Below are 24,558 nucleotides of genomic sequence, written 5' to 3' on the forward strand. Positions count from 1 at the left end.
ATTATTTTAACTTTGATATAAAGAGAGTACAGACAGACAATGGGAGCGAGTTTTTAGGGGAGTTTGACAAATATTTAAATGAGATAGGGATAGAGCATTACTTTAGCTATCCAAGAAGTCCAAAGACAAATGGAGCTGTAGAAAGATTAATAAGGACAATAGAAGAGGAATTATGGTTTATAGAGAAAATGGAATATACGATAGATGAGATAAATAGAAGATTAAGTAGTTATGTGGAAAAATACAATTTTATAAGACCGCACTACTCTTTAGGATATAAAACTCCTGCAGACATAGTTAATAAAAAGTGATAAAATTTTTTAGGTGTGGGTGTTCATGATGTATAGAACTTATACAGTCCCTTGTAATCGTAAATGACAGGCTCTATAATCTCTAAATCTTTCAGAAGAGCCTCGGTTTCCGCTCTGCCGTGAGTTTCCACATAACCCACCACTATGTCAATGCCTTTCTCAAGCAGAAGGTGTGCATCGTAGAGCATTGAATAGGTTTTGCCCACTCCCGGTGCGTATCTAAAGTAAACGGTAAGGTATCCCTTACCCACATCAAATTCCACATTTTCAACGGACTCTACCAGCTCAAGGAGCTCTTCGGGACTTGGTCTTTCTTCAAGGTCTTCCATGAGTGCTAATCTCCATGAGTTTTAAAAGTTCCATGTTTAGCTTCAGTATGTTTACCCTTTCCTGTCCCATTAAGCCAAGGGTCCTACCCTCGGTGTGCTTCTCTATAAGCTTTTTCAGCTCTTCTTCTGGCAGTCCCGTCTCTTTTGAAACCCTCTTTATCTGAAAGTATACAGCGGAAGGTGGGAGGTGTGGGTTAAAACCGCTTCCTGAGGCAAAAACCAGGTAAGAAGACACGGGCTTTCCTTTGAAAAGCTTTACTCTTTGGCTTACCTGTTTGTAAAGTTTAGGGCTGGTAGGTGCCAAGTTGGAACCCCCACTGCTGAGGGGGTTATAGTCCACTGCGGATGGTCTACTCCAGAAGAGTCCTCTGCTGACAAAGGGCTGGGCTATAAGCTCAGAACCTGCGGGTTTGCCATCTTTATAAATTATGCTTCCCTTTGCCTTTTCCTTAAAAAGGAGATGGGCAAGACCAGTAATCACGAGAGGGTATATCAACCCAGTTATGACGAATAAGAAGATATAAATTCTAAAGGTTTTCCACATGGCTTACCTCACAAAGAGTTCTATAAGATGATATATGAGCTTTATAAACACGAAGGGAGCTATTATCCCACCAAGACCGTAGACCAGAAGGTTGTAGAGAAACAACCTGCTGGGAGGTATGGACTTGTAAAAGGCTCCTTTCAGTGCCAGAGGGGTTAAAGCTGGAATCACCAGAGCGTTGAAAATGACCGCAGACAGGATGGCTATGTATGGATTTTCAAGGTGCAGAATGTTTAATTTATTAAGGTCTGGATAGATGGGTGCAACTGATTCAGGAACTATTACAAAGTACTTGGCTATATCGTTATCTATGGAAAAGGTGGTGAGGGTACCTCTGGTGATAAGCATGTTTTTGCCTACTTCCACGATGTCAAGTAGTTTGGATGGGTCTGAGTCTAAGTCTATTATGTTGGCAGCTTCTCTTGCATCCTGAGTTCCTGCGTTCATGGCAACTGACACATCTGCCTGTGCAAGGGCTGGCGCATCGTTGGTCCCGTCCCCCGTCATGGCAACTACATAACCCTGAGCCTGGAGCTCTTTCACGAGTTTTAGCTTGTCCTCCGGCTTTGCCTCAGCCACAAAATCATCCACTCCTGCTTCCTTGGCTATGGCAGCGGCAGTAAGGGGATTGTCTCCCGTAATCATTATTGACTTTATGCCCATGCTTCTGAGTCTGGCAAGCCTTGCCTTTATGCCTTGTTTGAGAACATCTTTTAGAGCCACCACTCCAATTACTTCTTTGTCCTTTACCACCACCAGTGGGGTTCCTCCCGACATGGCTATCTTTGCCACCACAACTTCCACCTCGTGAGGCACCTCTCCTCCAATTTTTTGGATGTAGTCTTTTACCGCGCTAAAGGCTCCCTTACGGTAGCTGTGTCCGTCTACCTCCACACCGCTCATCTTGGTTTCTGATGAGAAGGGGATGACCTTAACATTTCTGGGAAGAGCGTCCGAGCGCACTCCGAGGGTTTTTTTGGCAAGTTCCATTATACTCTTACCTTCTGGAGTCTCGTCCGCTATGGAAGCTATCATAGCTGTCCAGATACAATCCTCAAAGCTGTGATTACCAACGGGTATAAACTCTGAAGCCATACGGTTGCCTAGTGTTATAGTTCCCGTCTTATCCAGAAGCAGAACGTTGGCATCTCCTGCTGCCTCTATGGCTCTTCCGGAGAGAGCTATCACATTTCTTCTAAACAGCCTATCCATACCCGCAATACCTATGGCTGGCAGGAGTGCCGCTATGGTGGTGGGTGCAAGACTCACAAAAATGGAAGCCAGCACAGCAAGAGACATAGGCTCTCCCCTATTGCTGACAGCAACAAGATACTCTGAAATAGCCCGAGCGTTGAAGGCCACCAGGAGAAATACAACGGTCAGAGATACCAAAAGTACCTCAAGAGCAATCTCATTAAGGGTTTTTCTGCGTTTCGCCCCCTCTATCATGCTTATCATCTTGTCCAGGAAGGTCTCTCCAGGGTTTGCGGTGATACGCACCACTATGTTTCCGGCCACCACCTTGGTGCCTCCCAAAACTGCGCTCCTGTCAGAGCTTGCCTCTCTTAAAACCGGTGTAGACTCTCCTGTAACTGCAGCCTCGTTTACAAGGGCAGCACCCACCACTATCTCACCTTTGCCAGGGATTAGCTCTCCCTCCTGCACCAGCACAAAATCTCCCTTTTTCAGCTCTGTAGAGGGTACTTCTACAAAGGGAGCGTTTGGGTCTGGACTCTCCAGCTTTTTTGCCATGATGGTAGTTTTATAGCTTTTTAGAGATTCAGCCCTTGCCTTTCCTCTGATTTCCGAAAGACTTTCCGCAAAGTTAGAAAATATCACCGTAAGCCACAGCCAGAAAACGGTCCATCCGCTAAACCACGCAAGACCTCTTTTAACTTTGGAAAGCTCCAGGAAGAACTCAATAGTTATTATCAGGCTTGCCACCTCAACGAGAAAGATTACAGGGTTGCGCCAGAGCTCTAAGGGATTTAGTTTCCTAAAGGAATCTATCAATGCTTCAAATAGAATATCCCTGCTAAATACAGATACATCCCGTTTTTTCATGGCTACCTACCCCCCCGTAAAGCAGAAAGTGCTCCAGCACAGGACCCATAGAGAGGGCTGGGAAGAATCCCAGCACATTGAGTAAGAGCACGGTAAAGACTAGCCACACCGCAAAGGTAAGGCTGTCTTCTCTTAGGCTTCCGGGAGCCACTCGAACCAACCTCTTCTGGGCAAAACTCCATGCCAGCATAAGCACCGCAAATATCACCACAAACCTGCCTGCAAACATGGCAAGAGCAATAGTTAGATTGTAAAATACGGTGTTGGCATTTAATCCTGCAAAGGCACTACCGTTGTTGTTGGCGGTGGAGGTATAAGCATACAGCACCTCGGAAACGCCGTGAGGACCGGGGTTAAGGATAGAACTTGTTCCAATTTTAGTTAAAAGAGCTATGGAGGTCAAAACCAGAACTAGGAGAGTAGGGGTAAGAGCAGTCACTACACTTGCCCACATGTCCTTCGGGTAAAGCTTTTTCTGGAGAAATTCAGGCACCCTTCCCACCATAAGCCCTGCTATAAAGGAGGCTATTATCATGTAGGCAAGCATGCCATAAAGACCAGCTCCAACTCCTCCAAAGACCACACCCGCACCCATAAGCATGAGGAGAACCATATCCGCTAAAGGAAGGTAAGAGTCAAACATACCGTTTACCGCACCCGTCTCTGCAGAGTCTGTGACCGCTCCAAAGAGAGCAGAGCCTCCGAGTCCGAACCTCGTTTCCTGACCTTCACATATGGACCGCTTATGCCAAGCTTTTCATAGCTGGGTGGAAGCTGGCTCATAGCCCAATACTCTGTAAGGTACGCACTTGTAAAGAAAAAGAGCATGACGCCAAATATCACCCAGCCGAGCCTTTGCCTACCTGTTAGCTTTCCGAAGGTGTAGGTAAGTGCGGTGGAAATCAAAGGCATAAGAAGACACTCAAAGAAGTTGGAAAGGGATGTAGGATTTTCAAAGGGATGAGCAGAGTTAGCCTTGAAAAATCCACCCCCGTTGGTTCCAAGGAGCTTTATAACTTCCTGAGAAGCTATCGGTCCCATAGGTATGTCCTGCTGCTTACCTTTAAGAGCAGGGTCTAAAAGCTCCACCTTCAAATAAGAATTAAGGTTCTGAATAACCCCTGATTTACCAGAAAGAGCGCGCCGGCTATAGATATGGGTAAAAGCACATAAAGGGTAGCTCTGACCATGTCCACCCAGAAGTTGCCTATGTATGGCGTCTCTGTCCTCTTTAACCCTCTTATGAGAGCCACAGCTACCACTATGCCAGTAGAGGCAGAAAGGAAGTTCTGGACTGTAAGACCCAGCATCTGAGATGCATAGCTGGCTGCACTCTCTCCCGAGTAAGCCTGCCAGTTGGTATTAGTAGTAAAGCTAACCGCTGTGTTCAGTGCTAAATCCAAAGGAAAGCCATTAAACTCCTGTGGGTTGAGAGGTAGTAGGTTTTGAAAGAAAAGCACCAAAAACATATCTACTAAACCTAATACATTAAAACTAAAAAGATGTAGAAAGTACCCCTTCCAGTCCATCTCTTCCAATGGAACTAAACGGAGCATCCTGTAAATAAATCTTTCTCACGGAAGAGGTTCTGCACTAAATACCTCTGCCATGTATCTTCCTATCAATGGTGTGGTAATCAGGAGAATTATGACAAACATAAGAAACTGCAGAAGATCTTTTATGCAGAATGCGTCACACACAACTTTGCCTCCTTCGTAGTATCTAAAATTAATTTATGTTATATAAATGACTATATTTTATCAAATATTTAATAAATTGATTAATAGTTAAATCTGATTTTATATATAAAAATTCAGAATGTGTTATGATTAAACGAAGGTCAGTTAATAGCTCATAAAAAAATAAATTTTCCCCTAATCTCTCACTCAACGTATAGTATAATAATTTAAATAACATTTAAAATGGAGTTTTTATGAATATTTTAATAACTGGAGGAGCTGGATACATAGGAAGTCATGTTGTTAAACAGTTATTAGAAGAAACAGATTATAAAATCACTATTATAGATAACTTATCCACTGGTTCAATAAAAACAATCAAAACTTTAAGAGATATAGCAAAATTAAGCAATAAAGATAATAATTTAGATTTTATAGAAGCTGATTTAAGTAATTTTTCTCTGATAGAAGGAATAATCAAAGCAAAAAAGTTTGATGCTGTTATACATTTTGCAGCAAGTATAATTGTTCCAGAAAGTGTAAAAAATCCCATAAAGTATTATATGAATAACACAGTAAACACAACAAATTTAATTAAGCTATGTATAGAAAATAATGTTAACAAATTTATTTTTTCTTCTACAGCTGCTGTTTATGGTCAGCCAGATGAAATACCAGTCAAAGAAACAACCCCAACAAAACCTATAAATCCTTATGGTATGAGTAAGCTTATGAGTGAAACTGTATTAAAAGACTGTGGTTTAGCCTATCCAGAATTTAAATATGTGATTCTTAGATACTTTAACGTAGCTGGTGCTGACATAAAAATTAGAATAGGTCAAAGATTTCCAAATGCAACTCATCTAATAAAAGTTGCAGCTGAAACAGCTGTTGGAAAAAGAGAAAAAATGTACATTTTTGGAACAGATTATCCAACCAAAGATGGAACTTGTATAAGAGATTACATACATGTAGATGACTTAGCAGAAGCTCACATTAAAGCTTTAGAGTATTTAAACGATAATAATAGTGATGTATTTAACTGTGGTTATGGCTATGGATACTCTGTTTTAGAGGTTATAAATACTATGAAAGAAGTTTCAGGTGTAGACTTTAAAGTGGAAATTACAGGTAGAAGAGAAGGAGACCCAGCTATTTTAATAGCTGATAATTCTAAAATAAAAGAAAAAATGAAATGGCAACCTAAATATAATGATTTGAAACTTATTTGTAAAACAGCTTTAGAGTGGGAAAAAAAGTTGTTAAAGGAGGAGGTTTAAGATGAAAAAGTTTTTTGCTCTTTTGCTATTTAGTATACTTTTGATAGGATGCTCCAGTGTAGTTAATACAGAGAAAGCTAACTTAGATTTAAAGAACAAAACTATAGTTATACTTCCGTTTGAAAACTATACAGAAACACCTTTAGCTGGATTAAGAATAACTTCTATTGCTTATGGTGTTTTAAACTCTAAGGGATACAATGCGAAAAATTTTGTTATTAATAATGAAAAAGATTATAAAGAAGAAGAAATAAAAGAAATTATCAGTAAACTTAAAGAAGAAAACTATGACTATGCGATAACTGGAACTGTTAACGAGTTTAGATATAAAACAGGGATAGATGGTGAGCCTGCTGTGAGTATAACTTTAAAAATATACGATATTAAAAATGATAGAGTTATTTATACGGCTGTTGGCTCAAAAACAGGATGGGCTCATGAATCTCTTACTACTGTGGCACAAAAAATATTGAATGGAATTGTTCCATAAATGTTTTTAACTAAAATTTTCAGCGGCTTAAGTATAAAGATACTTTTAGCTGAAATAATACTATTTTTTATGGTTTTAGTTGGAATTGGAATATATACAAATCCAAGTGATCCCTTATTCATAAATGCTCAGTATGGTTATTTATTTTACTTATTGCCTCTACTTGTCTTGACACTTTACTACGGTTTAACTGCTGGAGTAATTGTACTAATATTAATTTTTTTAGTTATGATGTTTTATTATAAGGAACTTTATTTATCTTATTTTCTATGGATGTTTTTATTTACGTTAGTTTCGTCAGAATTTAACTATTATTGGTCTCAAAATCTAAAAAAATCTGAAGAAAAATTTAAATATACAGATGATAAACTCAGAGACTTAGCTAGGGAATTGATGCTTTTAAAAATATCTCATGATCAGCTTGAAAAACAGTACATTGTTAAACCTGTAAGTATAAGAAGTGTAATATTAAATATTAGAGAAAAGATGTTAGTCTCAAAAGACGAAAAAGAACCTTTAGAATTTTTATTAAAATTTGTATCTACTACGCAAAATGTATATGATGCTGCTATTGTTACTTATTCTATTGAAAAAAATAGTTTTGAAAGTATTACTTCAATAAATGAAAATTTTAAAATAAATTTTGATGATGTTTTAATAAAAAAATCAATAGAAGATGATGCTATAACATATATTTCACAGGTAGAAGAATATTCAGAATATTTAGCCGTTATTCCTGTAAAAAAAGAAGATCTATACTATCTATTTGTTATAAAGGATATGAACTTTTTATTCTTAAACCTAGATACTCTTTTGATGATAAATCTATTTATGTTCTATATATTAAAAGAAAATGAGGTACTTAAAAATATAAAAGAAATTATCCTGTCCTACAAAGAATTTGATATAGATTTTATAAAAGAAGTCTATAGAATGTATCAAATTTATAAAAGCTTTAATATAGAGTCTACATTAGTGATTTTTTATGTTAAAACTGATGATCAAAATTTTCCATTATTTTTAAAAACAAAACTTAGAGGTCTTGATATTATGGATAGTTTGAAGGTAGATAAAGGATTCTTTATTTTACCTATTTTATTACCATTTACACCATTTAGTGGTGCTCAAAGTTTTGTAAGAAGAATAACTCAACTAATAAGGGATTTTTATTCTGAAAAATTTTTAGAAGAAAATGTTAAGTATACAATAGAACTTATAGATAAAGATATTAAAGCTATAATAGATAAAATCTACACAAATTATTTTGATATAGCAAAAGATGATAAAGGTTTAAAAAAATGAAGAATATTCTCTATTCTGTTATAAGTGAAATATTTGGTATTCTTTTTCTTTTTAGTGAAAATATTTACATTAGTGTAGGAATCTATATCATATTTCATAGTATTGCTATTTTTCTTCTTTCTAGTACTTTATTATTTTTAATACCGAAAAAATATAGAAATAAAAAGAAGGAAAGTTTTACTTTTTTATTTTTCTTTGGATTTTTTACATTTATAGCAGGATTTATTTTTCTTTTTGTTTTGTCTTTATATCTTTTAAGAACGCAAAAGAATATTGAATATAAACCTGTTGAAGCTTTTTCTTTAGATGAAATCTATAATGAAGATATAGATTTTTATGGAAGGAGGTTTGGAGAAGGTGGGTTAGTTAGCTTAATAAAAGACAAAAATGTTCCTAAATATTTAAAGGAAAAAGCTTTTTTGGCTTTGGCCGATTTAAAATCTCCTTTTGTTTTTAATTTAATAAAGGAAAATTTAAGTAATCCTATTGATGAAATTAGATTACTTGCCTTTAGTTTGATTTCAAAAATGGAAAAAGAAATGACCGAAAAAGTGCATGATTTGGAAAATAAATTAAAAAAAGATGATATTACTGATGATGAAAAAGCAGAAATATATAAAGCTCTAGCTCAACTTTACTGGGATTTTGTTTTGTATAACATTGTTGATGAAGAGTTTAAAAGCTTTATGATAGAAGAATCAAAAAGTTATGCATTAAAATCTTTAGAGATAAAAAAAGACCCTTATGTTTATTTTCTTTTGGGAAGGATTTATTTAAAATTAAAAGATGTAGAAAAAGCAATTAAATTTTTAGAAGAAGCAGTTAAAGATAAAAATATAAAATCAAAAGTAATTCCTTATCTTGCTGAATGTTATTTTTACATGAGAGATTACAAATCTGTAAAAAGTATTTTAAAAGAATTAGACTTAATCTTAGATGTTAGAGTTAAATTTGTAAAGGATTTTTGGGTGGGAGATGTCGGTTATAATTGATAAGGAGAAAAAAATAGATATATTATTGATAGCTGAAGGTACTTATCCTTATATTCGTGGTGGAGTATCTACGTGGATACACGATTTAATAAATGGCCTTTCAGATTTTAATTTTGGTGTAATATTTTTAGGTAGTAGACCAGAAGATTATGGAGATATAAAATACAAACTTCCAGATAATCTTGTATATTTGTCTGTAGATTATCTTTTTGAATTTAAAGAATCTGTTATTTCCGAAGGGATAAAAGCTAAAAAAGAAATTTTTTCATACATTGAATTTCTTCATAAATGGTTTAAAGAATTTCATAACACAGAATTGGAATTTCCAGATAAATTAAAATCTTTGTCCTTTTATACAGAAGAGATAACGAAGGAAATATTTTTATATAGTAAGGAATCTTGGGATTTTATTATAAATATGTATGCTAATTATGCAGTAGAAACCCCATTTGTAGATTATTTTTGGACTATAAGAAATATTCATGCACCTATTTTTGTTGTGTCTGGTCTAGCAAAAAAAATCCCTAATTTTGAGATAGTACATAGTCCATCAACCGGATATGCAGGATTTTTAGCATCTTTACTCTCTTACGATAGAAAAAAACCATTTATATTAACAGAGCATGGAATCTATACAAGAGAAAGAAAAATAGATTTGTTAAATACTGATTGGCTTGTAGACAAAAGATTATTTTTCCAGAAGGATATAGGAGAACTTGATCACATAAGGAATCTTTGGATAAGATTTTTTGAAAGTATTGGAAAATTTATCTACAAAGCAAGTAGTGTAATAATTTCTCTTTTTTCCACAGCAAGAGAAATTCAAATATTATACGGAGCTGACCCTGATAAATGTATAGTTATCCCAAATGGAGTTGATGTAGAAGGATATTCAAAACCTTTACGACAAAGACCTGAATATATTCCAAAAGTAATTACTCTTTTAGGTAGGGTTGTTCCGATAAAGGATATTAAGACATTTATTAAAGCTATGAGAATTGTAAGTAATAAGATTCCTGATGTAGAGGGGTGGATAGTAGGTCCTACTGATGAAGACCCTGACTATTACAATGAGTGTTTAAATCTTGTGGAAACTTTTAAGTTAAAAAATAACGTAAAATTTCTTGGATTTCAAAATCCAAAAGATATATTTCCTAAAACAGGAATACTTACGCTTACATCTATAAGTGAAGGTATGCCTCTGGTTGTGTTAGAAGGTTTTGCAGCTGGAGTCCCGTGTGTCGCAACAGACGTTGGATCTTGCCGTCAACTTATATATGGTGGCTTAAATGAAGAAGATATAAAAATAGGAAAAGCTGGAAAGGTTGTTCCTATAGCTAATCCTGAAAAATTAGCAGAAGCTTACATAAAACTATTGGAAGATGAAAATCTATGGAAATCTTGTCAAGAAGCTGCAATAAAGCGTGTAAATACTTTTTATACTAAAAGCCAGTTTCTTAATAATTATAGAAAGATTTATACGGATATGAGGAGCAAATGGCAGGGATAAGCTTTGAATTAAGAAAGGTTTTAAGAGAAAGGACTTTAGGTTCTATAGCAAAGGCTTTTGGATATTCTACATTTTTAAGTGCTGGTCCATATTTAATATCTATCACAACTTTAATTTTATCTTACTATTTACTTAGTCCTTTTGTTAGCGATAAGAGAGTAATTATACAGTTTCAAGTTATTATTACTTATCTTGTAGCTTTTAGTTTAATATTAACTGGCTTTTCCCAACTAATGATTACAAGATTTATAGCAGACAGAATTTTTGAAAAAAAATATAATTTAGTTCTTCCGAACCTATTAGGTAATATGATTTTAAATATGGCAATAGGGTTTATTATCTCTCTTTTATTTGGGTTAATATTTTTTAAGGAACAGGGCTCTCTTTTTATAATTTTGTATTCGTTTAATTATACAATATTTTGTGGTTTGTGGATTGTAAATGTTGTATTAAGTAGTTTAAAAAGTTATAAATTCATAGTTTTATCTTTTGCATTGGGATATTTAACTTTTTTAGTACTTTCTCTACTTTTTGTAAAGTTTGGTTTAAATGGATTATTGCTTTCTTTCTTTTTAGGACAATCTTTACTTTTCTATATGTTGATAGGTTATATGATAAAAAATCATGATTCAGACAGTATACTTAGATTTGATTTTTTTGATAAAGATAAAATTTATATATCATTAATATTCTCAGGATTTTTCTATAACATTGGTGTATGGGTTGATAAGTTTGTGTTCTGGTTTACACCTTTTACAAGTGTTGAAATTTTAGGGCCTATAAGATCTTCTTTAGTTTATGATATTCCTATGTTTTTAGCTTATATATCCATAGCTCCCGGTATGGCAATATTTTTCTTAAAATTAGAAATGGAATTCGCCGAGTATTACGATAGATATTATAAAGCTGTTAGAGAAGGAGCTACATTACCTAAAATATACGAATACGGAGATGAGATGATTCTCTCCGCCAGAAACGTCGTATTAGATACAATGAGGATTCAGGGAATAGCCTTTGTAATATTTTTACTGTTTGATGAATTTTTGCTCAAATTATTTAACATTTCCCTGCTTTATATTCCCTTATTACACATACTTATGCTTGGTACATATCTTCAACTTATATTTATGTCTATTTTAGCAATTTTAAACTATTTTGATAGGAGAATAGAAGCAATGGTTTCTTCACTTATATTTGCAATTACAAACTTTATTTTTTCATTAATTACGATATATTTAGGACCTTATTACTACGGATACGGTTTTATTTTTTCCTTATTGGTTAGTAATGTTGTTGCTATTATTTTGCTCAGGAGGTTCTTAGATGAGGTTCATTATAGGACTTTTATGTTTGTTTAATATATTTATGGGGATTTTTTCAAAATCTTTTGCTAAAGATATTGCAATTGGTTTTATTTACAGACAACCACCAGAGGAAGCCTTTTACCTTTATGATTGGCTTGTTGTAGACCCAGATAATTTTTCTTGGGAGAAGTTTGATGAAAAATTCTACATTAAAAATAAAAAAGCTAAACTAATAGCTTATATATCCCTTGGAGAGATAGAGCCTTATAGAAGTTATTACAAAGATATTAAAAAAGAGTGGATTTTAGGAGAAAATAAAGCTTGGAAAACTTACATTGCAGATATAAGGAATAAAGAATATCAAAGATTTTTATTGAGAAAAGTGATAAAAAATCTTGATAGGTTTGATGGAATATTTTTTGATACACTTGATAGCTATCAGCACGTTTTAAATCCACAGGAGTTTAAATCTTACGAAGATGCCATGGCAGATTTTCTAAAAGAAGTAAGAAAAAGATACCCAGACAAAATTATTTTAGTAAATAGAGGTTTTGAAATAGCTGATAAAGTTGTAGGAGTTGTAGATGGATATGTTACAGAGAGCCTTTTCTATGGAATTGATGTAAAAAGTATGAAGTATAAAAAAATGAGTCAGGAAGATACTCAGTGGCTTTTAAACAAGTTGAATCAAATTAAAAATTTAGGTTTTAAAGTTATAGTCATCGATTATGTAGACCCTAAAAATAAAAAATTGGCAAAAGAAGTAGCAAAAGAAATATATCAGCTTGGATTTATACCTTATGTAGCAGACAAAAATTTACAAACATTAGGCACAAGTATTTATCAATTAATACCAAGAAAAGTTCTTATGTTCTATGATTCCAAAGAAAATGATGTAGCATATTCAGCGATTCATAGATTATATCAGGTATATGTTGAGTATTTAGGATACGTTCCCGTGTTATACGACATTCAAAAAGGATTACCTGACAGATTTTTAGTTGACGAGTATGCAGGGGTTTTAATAAGATTATCAAAAGTAGAAAACGAAAAACAGTTTATCGATTGGGTAAAAAAACAAATTGATGACGGATTAAAAGTTTTTTTTCTTGATTTTTTCCCTGTATCTGAAGACTTATTAAGCTCTTTAGGAATAAATTATTATGGAATGAAATCACCATTTAATAAAGCAGAAGTTTTAGAAAGAAAATACAATTACTTTGAAATTGAGCCTGAATTAGAAAGTATTCCCTTAGTCAGTATAGAAAACGCAAACCCAGTACTGACTATAAAATACAATAATAAAACTTTTATCCCTTTTGCAATTACAACTTGGGGAGGTTATGCTTTAGAAGGAAGTTTCTTAAGGCTTATTGGTGATGATGCTTTATTTATTTTTGACCCTGTAAAAGTTTTTAGAGACATTTTTAATCCAGATTTTCCAGCTTTGGACATTACGACGGAAAATGGAAGAAGAATACTTACAGCCCACATTGATGGAGACGCTTTTTTTGGAGTGGCAGATTTTGACCCTTCCAAAACAACAGGAGAAATCATAAGAGATAAAATTATAAAAAAGTATAATATTCCACACACTGTATCAATTATAGAAGGAGAAGTATCTCGAGAAGGCCTTTATCCTGAAAAGAGTAAGCATTTAGAAGAAGTAGCAAGGTCTATATTCCAGCTAGATAATGTAGAAGTAGCAAGTCATTCTTTTTCCCACCCTTTTAAATGGATAAAAATAGAAAAGTTATCGCAAAACCATGAATATGTAGAAGTTTATAATTTACAAATAAAAGGTTATACATTCTCATTAGAAAGAGAAATTATTGGTTCTGTTAAATATATTAACGAAAATTTAGCTCCGAAAGATAAAAAAGTAAAAGTTTTTTTATGGACAGGTGATTGCGTTCCAAGTGAAGAAGCTCTTAAAACAACATATAAACTAAAAATATACAACACTAACGGTGGTGATACTACTATAGATGCCAAAAATCCATTTTTTAGTTTTATAGGACCAATGGGATTAAACAGAGATGAATTTTTTCAAATCTATGCACCAATTCAAAATGAAAATATTTATACAAACTTATGGAGAGACTACTTTGGTTATGTAAACGTTGTAAGCACATACAAACTTATAGATAAACCTTACAGATTTAAACCTATCGCCATATACTATCACTTTTACTCTGGGCAAAAACTTTTATCTTTGAAGGCTTTAGATGAAGTATACCAATATGCTTTATCTCAAGAAGTTAATCCTATGTTTTTATCCGAGTATGACCAAAGAGTTTTAGAATTTAGAAATACTGCTGTCTGTAAAGATGTTAGAGATGATTCTATTGTTATAAGGGGAGAAGGCAATCTTAAAACAGTTAGAATAGATAAAGATGTTAAAGTAGATGTATTTAATAGTAAAGGTGTAGTTGGTTTTAAAAATATCAACGCTAGTACTTACATTCATTTAGATAATTCAGCTGATTACAAATTAAGTTTTAGCAATACACTACCAAATTTTTACTTGATAGATTCTAACGGTCAGATAGCAGAGTTTAAAGTAGAAGAAAATAAAATTAAAATTCATCTAAAAAGTTATATTCCTTTAGAATTTAAGATTTTTAACCGAAATTGTAAAGTAAGTATACAGCCAAAAGGTTATTCTCAAAAATTCGGAGATAAGCACATATATGAATATAGATTTACAAAAGAAAAAGAAGCCTATGTGGAAGCCTACTGCAACTAAAGAGATTTTTTCCTATAAGGAAATTTTTGGATTTGTTTTAATAGTTGTAGTGCTTTCTGTGGCAATATTTCCAAAGGGAAAAATTGAAAAGTTAATCTTTCAAGAAGATACAAATATAGATTTATCTAACATTTATCTGGAAAATTTGATAAGAATAACTGATGACGATAATTTGAGATTATTGCTTGCCGAAAGATACATAAACCTTGGTTATAAGGAAAAGGCTCTTACTATACTGAAGAATTTAGAATCAGACAGTGATCCTGAAATAAGGTCTAAAGCAAAAATTTTAAGTTATAGGATATTAAAAGTAGAATACTTTTCTAAAAATACTTCGAATGAAAGACAACAAGAGTTAATAAAACAAATGCGTAAGATTTTGTTAGACAGCTTAAATTCTACTACTAATTTAAATACTTTAAAAGATATATACAACGAATCACTTTCAATGGCATTTGTAGATATTGCTTATAAAACGGCAATGAAGGCTGTAAGTATAAAAAATGATGATTTATTCTGGTTAAAACAGGCATACGCTCAAGCGTTAGCTACACAGCATTATCAAGATGCACAAAAGTTATCATATAGATTATCAAAAATAGATAAAAACAATAGTCTAAAGTGGCTTAACGAGTATTACAACATATCTGTAGCAATAAAAGATTATACTTCTGCATCAAAAGCTTTAAAAGAAATGGCTACTATAGATAGCCAACACTCATTTACTTACTATAAAAAGTTAGTAAACCTTTATATGTATGTAAAAGATTATAACTCAGCTTTAAATCTTGTTCAGAATCTGTATAAAACAGATACTGTAAATAAAAGTAAATGGTTAGATTTGATGGCAAATATTTATCTAAGTCAAAAAGATTATTCCAATGCTTTTAATGCTTATAAAGAAGCTTTTTTAGGTGAGAAAAACCTAAGTAAAAGAAAAGAATATTTCAAAAAATCACTTGAAATTTTACTTTGGAGTAAAAAATACGATGATTTGAAAACCTTCCTTGATAGTTATTATAAAGAATTTTTAACAGACCCAGAGATGGCGAAATTTATTTTAAAGACATCTCTGGCTACTGGAGACCCTAAATTTGCCTATAAAATTGCTTTAGAAATGAAGCAAAGAGGTTTTTAGATGAAGAGGCTATTAATAAGCGTATTACTTACGACTCCTGTATTTGCTAACGAAGTTGAGGATATAGTCATAGAAGGTCAAGAAATAGAAAAAAAAGAAATAAAAGAAATAAAAGAAGAAAAAACTATTAAAGAAAATACCAATTATGAAAAAAATGTAAAATCTGAAGAAATTAAAAAGACAACTGGGAAAAACATAGTTGTAAAAGATAATGAACTTTTAAAACTTTTAGTTCAAACATTTTTAGGAAATCAAGATTTAGAGAATGCTTATGAGGTAGCTAAAAGGGCAAGTGAACTTTTTCCTAATGACCCTTACTGGTTAAAAATGCTTGGACAGATAGCTATATGGAATAAAAAACCAGAAGAAGGTCTGCAGGCGTATTTAAAACTGTTTGAATTAACAAAAGATGAAAACCTAAAAAAAGACCTTATAAACTTGGCTGTTGCTGTAAACAGGTTTGACATAGCGAAACAAATTATTGAAGAAGATGTAAAATCGGGTAAATATAGAGACTTAAAAAATATATATTACATATACTACAACGCAGGAGATGTAAAAGAACTCATTTCAATCTTAGAAAACCTTTACAATAAAGAAAAGGATAAGGAAATACTTTATAACTTAGTATTTTTACTTTACAATTACGGAGATGTAAAAGAGGCTTTACGATACGGAAAAATACTTATAGAAAATCACAATCCAAATTTACGAGATGTTTTACTGTATTCAAACGTTCTTTATTCAAATAGAAGATTTTATGAATCTTACAAAGTCTTGAAGAATTTTATAAGAAATATTAATGATGAAAAGGACGAAAATCTTAAAGTAGAATATCTTAAAACCTTGTCAGGATTAGCTTGGTCGTTAAAGGATTTTGATACTTCTGTTTATGCTTCAACTAAGCTTTATCAAATGAATAAAGCTGATTTACAAGATTTTATAAGGCTTTATACTTATTACTTTTATAAGCAAAATTATCAACAGTCCAGAAAATTCGCCTACGAAGGATATGAAAGATACAAAGCTCAAATTTTGTTAGAAGGTTATGTAGAAAGTTTATTTAGACTAAAAAACTATAAAGATATAGTTGATTTTGTAGAAAAGGAAAAAATTCAAATATCTCAATCTATATTAGTTTTTTCCAGATATATAAATAGCTTATTAAAAATTGGTGAGAAGGAAAAAGCATTATACTTAGTTTCAAATGCTTTAGATAAAAACTTTAGTCCTACTATATTAGCTGAACTTATCTATACTGCCATAGATACATCAGACCAAAACTTAGCAAAGTATATTGTTAAAAAATATTCTAAGTATGAAAATAATTTAAGAAAAGAATTTGGTTTCTTATATCTATTTTTACAAAACGGAAAGAAAGCTTTACATTTACTGTCTAATTTAAAAAGTAGTAAAAATCTCAGTGATATTGTTTTATATGCTGACGTATTAAATCTGTATGGAAAATTTGAAGAAAGCTTGTATTTGAAATACAAAATATACAAATACTTACACAAAAAAATAGATAGTGGGAACTATACAGATGAAGATTTAGAAAACTATTTAAAAGTAGCAATGGAATTTGCAAGCTCAAGGAAGTTTAATGAGAGGTTAGAAATTGCAAAATCGAAACTCCATCCTGATGTATATCAAGATATATACTTGTCTTATCAATTTATGTTAGAAAATCAAAATAAAGTAGAGTTTTTAATGAAAAAACATAGATACTCTTTAAGACCTTGGATGAAGCTTAATTTAGCATTGTGGATGGATGACAGATACTGGCAACAAAAACTTTTAGAAGAATATATTGATGTTTTACCAATAAGAGATAGAGTAGAAGCGTTGACAAGAACGGGAGAACTCAAAAAAGCCATGGAGTATGGCTATAAAGGATTAGAAGAAAATCCGGATGATTATCTTTTATACAAACAACAACGAGATTTAATCGTTGAGAATATGTCTCAATTTGAGGGTAAATTTTCATATACGGAGAGAGGAGGCGTTAGTGAATTAGAAGAAAATGTATACCTAGATAAATACATAAAAGAAAATGTAAAAGTATTTTTGAAGTATAGTAAATCTGATATACAAAAATTGGGTTCAGGACTAATAAATATAAATGGAAGGAAGAATTTTAGTGTGGGTTTGCAAAAAATATTCGATAATGGAAAGTTAAATGTTGGTTTTGGTGTTTTAGAGACAATTAACTCAAACTCATACATAGACATCGATTATACACGATACATATATAATAGAATAAGTTTTAATACAAAAATACCTTGAGTGAGAAATTCATTTTTTCAATTTTATTTCTAATAAAAAGCCAAAAGTAGCTCGGGTTATAATATACCCAAACTACTTTTGGGAGGTCAAAAATGCAACTGGAAAAGTTTTATAACATACTTCTCAAAAATTTTCAATCATTTAAAGTTTCTTTTTATAAAAATACAGCTAAATCTAATGCTGGTAGAAAACCAAAAATTACCGATGAAGAAATAGCAGCAGCTTTCATCTTATCATACATGACTGGAATGCCTGTTTTGAAAATAGCAAGACAATTTATTGATGACTCTATAAAGTCTTATCACATATTTAGAAAGTCAAGAATTAAAAGAATATACGAACTGCTTAGAATATATCTACAAATGAGAATACTGTCTGTAATTATAGAAGTTTTGGTATCTAATAAAAAACCAAGACTTATAGTAGATGGTACAATACTTCCAGTAGCTAATTTAAACAGAGCAAGAACCCAGAGAATAAAGAGATTTAATGGAAAGATGTTTTGGGTAAGAAGAAAAAGAAATCTATACAGTCAACACTACAAAAAAAGAGTAAAATTTGAAGAGATATACTATGGAGTGCTTGTTATGGTAATTTGTGATACAAAGGGAAGAGTTTATGATATTTGGTTTCATCCAGCAAGTTATCATGAAGTTAAATCTTTTAGATTAAGAGCAAAAACCAGTATTTGGTTTAAAAGACTTATAAGCTTTTTTGAAGTAATAGGGGACAAAGGGTATAGAGGATGTGAGAATGTTATCGTATGTGAGACAAAAGAGGATAAAGCTCAGAGGCAGATTATTGAAAGCATATTTTCAAGGTTAAAACAATTTAACGCTCTTAGTAGATGGAGAAAAGGTATAACGCTTCTTTCCTATTTGTATGCTTATGCAATAGGTTATAGCTTTTTCAGGTACTGTGAGGTTTAATTATGGCATTAATTTCTCACTCAACGTATATATAATAGAATAAGTTTTAATACAAAAATTGATTTAAACATTCCTGCTGATGACACACTTTACTTACTTTACGGTGGAATGAAAAACAGATTCGGACTAAGTTTAACTTATAACTTTAATAATAGAATGAGTTATTTTATAAATCCTTCATATAACCAGTATTACTCTTCAGATAAAGTTAAATTAGGAACGTCTTTTAATCTTTATGAAGAGTTATCTTATAAACTAAGAGTAGGTTATCCCGATTATACGTTTAGATTATACACTTCCCACGGTATTTATAATGAAAAAGATGGATACAAAGGAAGTATAGAAAAGATATCTCAATATCCAAACCCTAAAGTTTTACCAAATAGCTATAATCAAATTGGTGTAGGGTTTTTATTTGGTTATGAAAATGATAATTCTTATGTAAGAGTTTTTAGGCCATTTTTAAGTGTGGATTTAAGCTATAACGATGTTACTGGTGTTGGATACGGATTTGGTGGAGGATTTGGTGGAGCTATTTTCAGACAGGATAATCTAAGTATAGGTTTTAACTATTTTAAAGGTTTTAGAGGAACTGCTGATAGGTATTTTAACATTTATCTAAAATATCGCTTATACTACTGAAAGTATTATAATAAGTAATGCCAAATTAAAAAAGGTAGGTGAGAAATATGGAGTTTATAATTCAAAACATTCTTGCATTAGGATTAATATTTTTCTTAATAGTAGGGATTGCTCTTGCTTGGAATATGAAAGTGATGAGATACTCTTTAATGGTAGCTTTAGCAGTAGTAGTATCTATAACTTTAATGGTTAAATACGGTGGATTAACAGTAGAAAAGCTTATTGCTAAATCTGGTTATATAGCTTTATTCTTAGTTTGGTTATCTGTATTGGTAATATTTATTGTTGGAATGTATAGAATGTGGAATAACATCTCTAAAGGGCAAGAATGAAAATTTGCACTTTTAACATAAACTCGATTAAAGCCAGAAAGGATTTGATTTTACAGTGGTTAGAACATAGAAATTATGATATAGATATTCTCTGTTTTCAAGAGATAAAAGTAGAAGAAAAAAACTTTCCGATTGATGAGTTTAAAAGCATTGGCTTTCTTTATCAGGAAGTTTTAGGGCAAAAAGCGTATAACGGAGTTGCCACTTTATCAAAATTCCCTATGGATAAGGTCTTAGATGGACTAAACCATAACTATTTTGATAATCAAAAAAGAGTACTGATAACCAAGATAAACGATGTATACATAATAAACACTTATGCGCCTCATGGAGATTTAAGAGGTGGAGAGAAGTATTACTACAAGTTAGACTGGTATAAACATTTTATTTCTTTCCTTAAAGAAAACTTTGACATTAATAATCAAAAAATAATTCTACTTGGAGACCTAAATATAGCTTTAGAAGATAAAGATGTCTACGACCCAATTTTATTAGAAGATTCAATAGGTACAATGCCAGAAGAAAGGGAGCTGCTGAGAAATCTTTTAGATTTAGGATTTATAGACTCATTTAGGTACCTTTATCCTGATAAAATTCAGTTTACTTGGTGGGATTATATAGGTGGAGCTATATGGAAAAATGAAGGAATGAGAATTGACTACATATTACTATCTAAATCACTAATAAAGTATTTAAAAGATGTTGAAGTTGACTTCTGGCCAAGAAGAAGAAGACAGCCAAAACCGTCAGACCACGCTCCAGTTATAGCAACTTTTGAAAGTTTAATATGAAGAAGCTACTGATTTTTATCTTTTTACTTTTTAATACTACTTTCTCTAAATCTGAAGAAAAAGTTTTTAATTTGATGGGAACTTATGCCATAATAGATTTAGAAGATGAGCAAAAAATCTATGAAACTTATAGATATCTAAAACATATAGAAGAGTTGCTGTCAGATTACAAAGAAGATTCTGAAATAACCTTAATTAACAAAATGGCGGGTATAAAGCCAGTAAAAGTAAGTCCTATAACTTTTGAGATTATAAAAAAATCTCTTGAAATTTGTAAATTAACAAAAGGTGCTTTTGATATAACTGTTGGTTCTATAACTATAAACCATCGTAGGCTAAAATTAATAGATGAAAATAAAGCTAAAAAGTTAGTAAACTGTAATGATGTAGTTTTAGACAATAAAGAAGAAACAGTTTTTTTAAAGAAAAAATACATGGTTATTGATTTAGGTGGTATAGGAAAAGGTTTTGCAATTCAAAAAGCGTATGAAAAAATAGGAGCTGATAAAGGATTTATAGCTATTGCGGGAGATTTGAAAGTATGGGGACAGAGAAGAAAAATAGGCATATACAACCCTGTCAATAAATCAATTATAGCCGTAGGAACAAATAATAAGGATTTGTGTCTTTCTACTTCAGGAAATTACTTTCAAAATCACATAATAGGGGAAAAAACTGATATACTTCAAGTTTCTGTTGTATATGATGAATGTAGTTTTACAGATGCTATAGATACAGGAATATTTGCAATGGGTGAAAAAGATAGAAAAGTTTTTCTAAAAAATGCAGAATTTGGATACCTTATAATCTATCAAGACGGTAGAGTAGAGTTTAATAAAAAACTTCTTGAATATTTTGAAGACCTAACTTTTCAACCTTTCTAAATTATTATCTAAATCATACTTATTTTATGACCATTTTTCTTAATCAATCATATGAGATTTAGTCTCAATATAATATAATTTTTCTACAAATAAATTTAGGAGGTTTAGACATGTATAAAAAACTTGCAGTTATGGGTTTAATAGCTGGTATATCTGTATCTTCTTATGCAAATAACGATGAAAAAATAAAGATGTTAGAAGAACAGATAAAACTACTTCAGCAACAGATACAAGAGTTAAAGGAAGCACAGAAAACAGCTTCTGAAGCAAAAGCAGATACAGAGGTTTTAAAGGAAGAGTTTAGAAAGTTAAAATTAGAGTTAAGTATGCCAGAATTTGAAAATAAATCTTTCTACGGTCTTGGTCCTGCAGCTTCAAAAGCGATGTTTAATCCAAAAGGGGTTTCTATAGGTGGTTATGGAGAGCTTACATTTGTCCATAATGATGTTGATGCTAGAGGAGGAGCAAAGAGTATTGCTGATATGCAAAGACTTATAATATACCTGGGATATGCTTTTAATGAAAAATTAAAGTTTAACTCTGAAATGGAATTAGAACATTCATCCACAAGTGGTAGTCATGGAACAGGGGGAGGATACTTTAAAACTGAGTTTGCTTTCTTAGACTATAACTTTAGACCAGAATTTGGTATAAGAGGTGGTTTACTTCTCATGCCAGTTGGAATAATAAATGAATATCACGAACCTCCAACTTTCCCAACCGCTCAAAGACCGTTTCTAGAAACAAGAATTCTACTTTCTACTTGGGAAGAGATGGGAGCTGGTGTTTACGGTAAGATTAATAAGTTGGAATATAAATTTTACTTAACTAACGGATTAATGTTGAAAGGTAATGGAAATTATGATGTTAAACAACCACTTAAAAATTTAATACAAAGAGGTGCAAGAGCTGTATCTGAAAAGCCAGGCTTCACAGGAAGATTAGATTACAATTTATTTAATAATCTTAAAATAGGCATGTCTTTCTGGGTTGGAGATGTACAGAGTAAAGGAGGAAGTGACAGTGCATTAGGTCTTAGAAGAGGAACAGACCTCGGAAATGTAAGTATAATATCTCCTCATATATGGTATCAGAATAAAGGATGGGATGTAAGGTTTGTAGGTGCATTAGTTAAGATAGACGATGCTAAAAAAATAGGAGATGATTTAGGTATAAAAACTTTTCCTTCTAAACAGGAAGGTTTTTACTTTCAAGTTGCCTACGATATTTTAAGATTGTTTAAGATAGATACAATGCAAGAATTTTATTTATTTGGAAACTATGAGTATTTAAACACTCACAAAAGTGTTCCAAATGGCTTTACAAAACCAGATGGACATAGGTTAAATGTTTATAACTTTGGGTTTTCTTACAAACCTCATCCTCTGGTTGCTTTAAAAGGTGATTATGTTAGATTAAACTACAGTCCAAACAAGAAAGATGAAAATGAATACAGATTTACTCTTGGATTTATGTTTTAAATTATGTAAACTTTGGGAAGGAGGGGATATAATTTTTTAAAAAAATTTTAGAGGTTAGAATGATAAGAAGATTTTTAATCTTGATTTTGATTGTAGTGTCATTTAGTTATGCAAGTAGTAAAAAGCCTGAAGAGGTGTTAAAAAGAATATATCCAGATTCTACTGTTGAAGTTAAAAACTTTACTTTATCAGTTCAGCAGGTAGAGAATATTAGACAGTTATCTAAGGTAAAATTTGACTCCAAAATAGTTTCTCTTTATATAGTTAAGAAAGATGGAAAAATAGTAGCCTATGGTTACGTGGATATACACACGGTTAGGACAAAACCGGAAGTTGTGCTTTATACCATAACTCCAGATGGAAAATTAGACGTTATAGAAGTTCTTCATTTTGGTGAACCTCTTGAATATCTTCCAGATGAAAATTGGTTAAAAAATTTTAAAGGAAAGTCAATATATAAAGACAGTGTAAGAGTTAAAGTTGATATTCCTAACGTATCTGGTGCTACATTGACTTCAAAAGCTATAACTGATTATGCAAGGCTTGCTTTAGCAATCTGGAAAGTTTTAGTGGAGGATGCTAAATGAAGTTTATAGCAACAGGAAATGTTAGAAAAAATAAAGGTGTTTACTTTGGTCTATGGGGATTTTTGGTATTTGCTCTTTTCTTTTGGCTAAGTGGATTTTTATACTACCATATAAACTTTGGTTTTAGTTATGAATCACTTTTTAAATATTACTTTTCTGACGTAGAGTTTCCAGAAAAAATTTCCATAAAACAAGTAATTGAAAATGTTCATATAAACTTGTTTATCAATAGTTTTCTTGTATTTATAACCTTGTCGATATTTAACATCTTTAACTACAAACCATTTCTAAAACTATTTATTATTGTTGCTACTTCTGTTAGTGGGCTTCTATACAGTTTGAGTGATTTGATTGTGTATTACTTGGAAAATCTTTTAATTTTGAAACCTGTTTTATTTTTGGCATTTCAGTTTTTTATAGGTCTGTCTTTATTTATGTCTGTTTATGGTCTTATAAAGATAAGCTCTAACCCAAATTTAAAACTACTAAAATTAAACATAGCTCTTTTTAGTTTTGCTATCATCATATTTTTTTTGTTAAATGGGGTTCTTTTTTTTGGTAAAATAGGGTTTTGTGTAGGATGTGTTAAAACTTACTATTTGGGTAGTCAAGAACTTTATACAAAACCTAAAACTTTAGAAGGCTTATTTAAAGTTTTTTATCCTCATTTAATTCCATTGGCTATAATTTCATTTACTTTAATTCATCTCCTATTTTTTACTTCATTTAACAAAACTTTAAGTCTTATTTTAGGTGTTTCTGGATTTATAAGTAGTTTTATAGATAATTTGTCAGGTATCCTTATAAGATATATAAGTGATATTTTTTCTATTGTAAAACTTTTATCGTTTTTTCTACTAGAAATATCTTTTATAGCTGGATTTTTAATTGTGATGATATTTTCTTTTAAAAAAGAGCCCGTTTAAGGACTCTT

General features: G+C 31.8%; 22 protein-coding genes and 1 pseudogene. 18 read left to right on the forward strand and 5 right to left on the reverse strand.

Annotated elements, in window-relative coordinates; translation table 11 throughout:
- Positions 1 to 311 (forward strand): integrase core domain-containing protein (locus tag Q385_RS0106810; RefSeq protein WP_028950944.1); only part of this gene is annotated, 311 nt, incomplete at its 5' end.
- Positions 312 to 334: 23 nt separating this feature from the next.
- On the opposite strand, the gene Q385_RS0106815 is transcribed toward Q385_RS0106810, so the two are convergent.
- The 5 genes and pseudogenes from Q385_RS0106815 to Q385_RS09605 form a co-directional block, all read right to left on the reverse strand.
- A complete protein-coding gene (locus Q385_RS0106815; RefSeq protein WP_028950945.1) occupies positions 335 to 640 on the reverse strand; it encodes a hypothetical protein in 306 nt (101 codons plus the stop codon).
- The gene (gene kdpC / locus Q385_RS0106820; protein ID WP_028950946.1) at positions 627 to 1,184 is read right to left on the reverse strand and encodes a potassium-transporting ATPase subunit KdpC; all 558 of its coding nucleotides are present in this window, start codon (positions 1,182 to 1,184) and stop codon (positions 627 to 629) included. The genes Q385_RS0106815 and kdpC overlap by 14 nt, the downstream gene beginning before the upstream one ends.
- A gap of 3 nt (positions 1,185 to 1,187) precedes the next feature.
- Positions 1,188 to 3,248: a potassium-transporting ATPase subunit KdpB gene (gene kdpB / locus Q385_RS0106825; protein WP_028950947.1), complete on the reverse strand. Its 2,061-nt coding sequence runs from the start codon at positions 3,246 to 3,248 to the stop codon at positions 1,188 to 1,190.
- The gene (locus Q385_RS09600) at positions 3,220 to 3,984 is read right to left on the reverse strand and encodes a potassium-transporting ATPase subunit KdpA (RefSeq protein ID WP_245596376.1); all 765 of its coding nucleotides are present in this window, start codon (positions 3,982 to 3,984) and stop codon (positions 3,220 to 3,222) included. Before Q385_RS09600 ends, kdpB begins: the two co-directional genes overlap by 29 nt.
- A pseudogene (locus Q385_RS09605) lies at positions 3,897 to 4,804 on the reverse strand (potassium-transporting ATPase subunit KdpA). The gene Q385_RS09600 and the pseudogene Q385_RS09605 overlap by 88 nt, the downstream one beginning before the upstream one ends.
- Before the next feature lie 377 nt (positions 4,805 to 5,181).
- Here Q385_RS09605 and galE point away from each other — a divergent pair.
- The 17 genes from galE (at position 5,182) to Q385_RS0106915 (ending at position 24,550) form a co-directional block, all read left to right on the forward strand.
- Entirely contained in the window at positions 5,182 to 6,207 is a 1,026-nt protein-coding gene (gene galE, locus Q385_RS0106835; protein WP_028950948.1) for a UDP-glucose 4-epimerase GalE, read from the forward strand.
- 1 nt (position 6,208) lies between these two features.
- Positions 6,209 to 6,697, forward strand: a complete 489-nt coding sequence (locus tag Q385_RS0106840) for a hypothetical protein (RefSeq protein ID WP_028950949.1) — start codon at positions 6,209 to 6,211, stop codon at positions 6,695 to 6,697.
- Positions 6,698 to 7,999, forward strand: a complete 1,302-nt coding sequence (locus Q385_RS0106845) for a PelD GGDEF domain-containing protein (RefSeq protein WP_028950950.1) — start codon at positions 6,698 to 6,700, stop codon at positions 7,997 to 7,999.
- Positions 7,996 to 8,991, forward strand: coding sequence for a tetratricopeptide repeat protein (locus Q385_RS0106850; RefSeq protein WP_028950951.1), 996 nt, complete (start codon positions 7,996 to 7,998; stop codon positions 8,989 to 8,991). The genes Q385_RS0106845 and Q385_RS0106850 overlap by 4 nt, the downstream gene beginning before the upstream one ends.
- Complete coding sequence (gene pelF / locus Q385_RS0106855) at positions 8,975 to 10,501, forward strand: GT4 family glycosyltransferase PelF (protein ID WP_028950952.1); 1,527 nt, start codon at positions 8,975 to 8,977, stop codon at positions 10,499 to 10,501. The genes Q385_RS0106850 and pelF overlap by 17 nt, the downstream gene beginning before the upstream one ends.
- The gene (gene pelG, locus Q385_RS0106860; protein WP_028950953.1) at positions 10,489 to 11,859 is read left to right on the forward strand and encodes an exopolysaccharide Pel transporter PelG; all 1,371 of its coding nucleotides are present in this window, start codon (positions 10,489 to 10,491) and stop codon (positions 11,857 to 11,859) included. Before pelF ends, pelG begins: the two co-directional genes overlap by 13 nt.
- Positions 11,825 to 14,554 carry a bifunctional glycoside hydrolase/polysaccharide deacetylase family protein gene (locus Q385_RS0106865; RefSeq protein ID WP_028950954.1) on the forward strand — a complete coding sequence of 910 codons (2,730 nt, stop codon included), beginning with the start codon at positions 11,825 to 11,827 and terminating at the stop codon, positions 14,552 to 14,554. Before pelG ends, Q385_RS0106865 begins: the two co-directional genes overlap by 35 nt.
- A complete protein-coding gene (locus Q385_RS0106870; protein ID WP_028950955.1) occupies positions 14,499 to 15,692 on the forward strand; it encodes a tetratricopeptide repeat protein in 1,194 nt (397 codons plus the stop codon). The genes Q385_RS0106865 and Q385_RS0106870 overlap by 56 nt, the downstream gene beginning before the upstream one ends.
- A complete protein-coding gene (locus tag Q385_RS09000; RefSeq protein ID WP_245596373.1) occupies positions 15,693 to 17,978 on the forward strand; it encodes a tetratricopeptide repeat protein in 2,286 nt (761 codons plus the stop codon).
- A gap of 92 nt (positions 17,979 to 18,070) precedes the next feature.
- On the forward strand, positions 18,071 to 18,907 hold the full coding sequence (locus Q385_RS0106880; protein WP_028950274.1) for a hypothetical protein: 837 nt from the start codon (positions 18,071 to 18,073) through the stop codon (positions 18,905 to 18,907).
- Between the two features lie 27 nt (positions 18,908 to 18,934).
- Entirely contained in the window at positions 18,935 to 19,549 is a 615-nt protein-coding gene (locus Q385_RS0106885) for a hypothetical protein (protein WP_425427208.1), read from the forward strand.
- 47 nt (positions 19,550 to 19,596) lie between these two features.
- Positions 19,597 to 19,881, forward strand: a complete 285-nt coding sequence (locus tag Q385_RS0106890) for a hypothetical protein (RefSeq protein WP_028950957.1) — start codon at positions 19,597 to 19,599, stop codon at positions 19,879 to 19,881.
- On the forward strand, positions 19,878 to 20,672 hold the full coding sequence (gene xth, locus Q385_RS0106895) for an exodeoxyribonuclease III (protein ID WP_028950958.1): 795 nt from the start codon (positions 19,878 to 19,880) through the stop codon (positions 20,670 to 20,672). Before Q385_RS0106890 ends, xth begins: the two co-directional genes overlap by 4 nt.
- Positions 20,669 to 21,556 (forward strand): FAD:protein FMN transferase, encoded by an 888-nt coding sequence (locus Q385_RS0106900; protein ID WP_028950959.1) that lies wholly within the window; start codon positions 20,669 to 20,671, stop codon positions 21,554 to 21,556. Before xth ends, Q385_RS0106900 begins: the two co-directional genes overlap by 4 nt.
- Positions 21,557 to 21,666: 110 nt before the next feature.
- Positions 21,667 to 23,037 (forward strand): hypothetical protein, encoded by a 1,371-nt coding sequence (locus Q385_RS0106905; RefSeq protein WP_028950960.1) that lies wholly within the window; start codon positions 21,667 to 21,669, stop codon positions 23,035 to 23,037.
- Positions 23,038 to 23,096: 59 nt separating this feature from the next.
- Positions 23,097 to 23,624 (forward strand): FMN-binding protein, encoded by a 528-nt coding sequence (locus Q385_RS0106910; protein ID WP_028950961.1) that lies wholly within the window; start codon positions 23,097 to 23,099, stop codon positions 23,622 to 23,624.
- Positions 23,621 to 24,550: a hypothetical protein gene (locus Q385_RS0106915; RefSeq protein WP_028950962.1), complete on the forward strand. Its 930-nt coding sequence runs from the start codon at positions 23,621 to 23,623 to the stop codon at positions 24,548 to 24,550. The genes Q385_RS0106910 and Q385_RS0106915 overlap by 4 nt, the downstream gene beginning before the upstream one ends.
- The last annotated feature ends 8 nt before the right edge of the window (positions 24,551 to 24,558 follow it).

Origin of the sequence: Sulfurihydrogenibium subterraneum DSM 15120 (assembly GCF_000619805.1) — a bacterium.
Taxonomy (GTDB): domain Bacteria; phylum Aquificota; class Aquificia; order Aquificales; family Hydrogenothermaceae; genus Sulfurihydrogenibium; species Sulfurihydrogenibium subterraneum.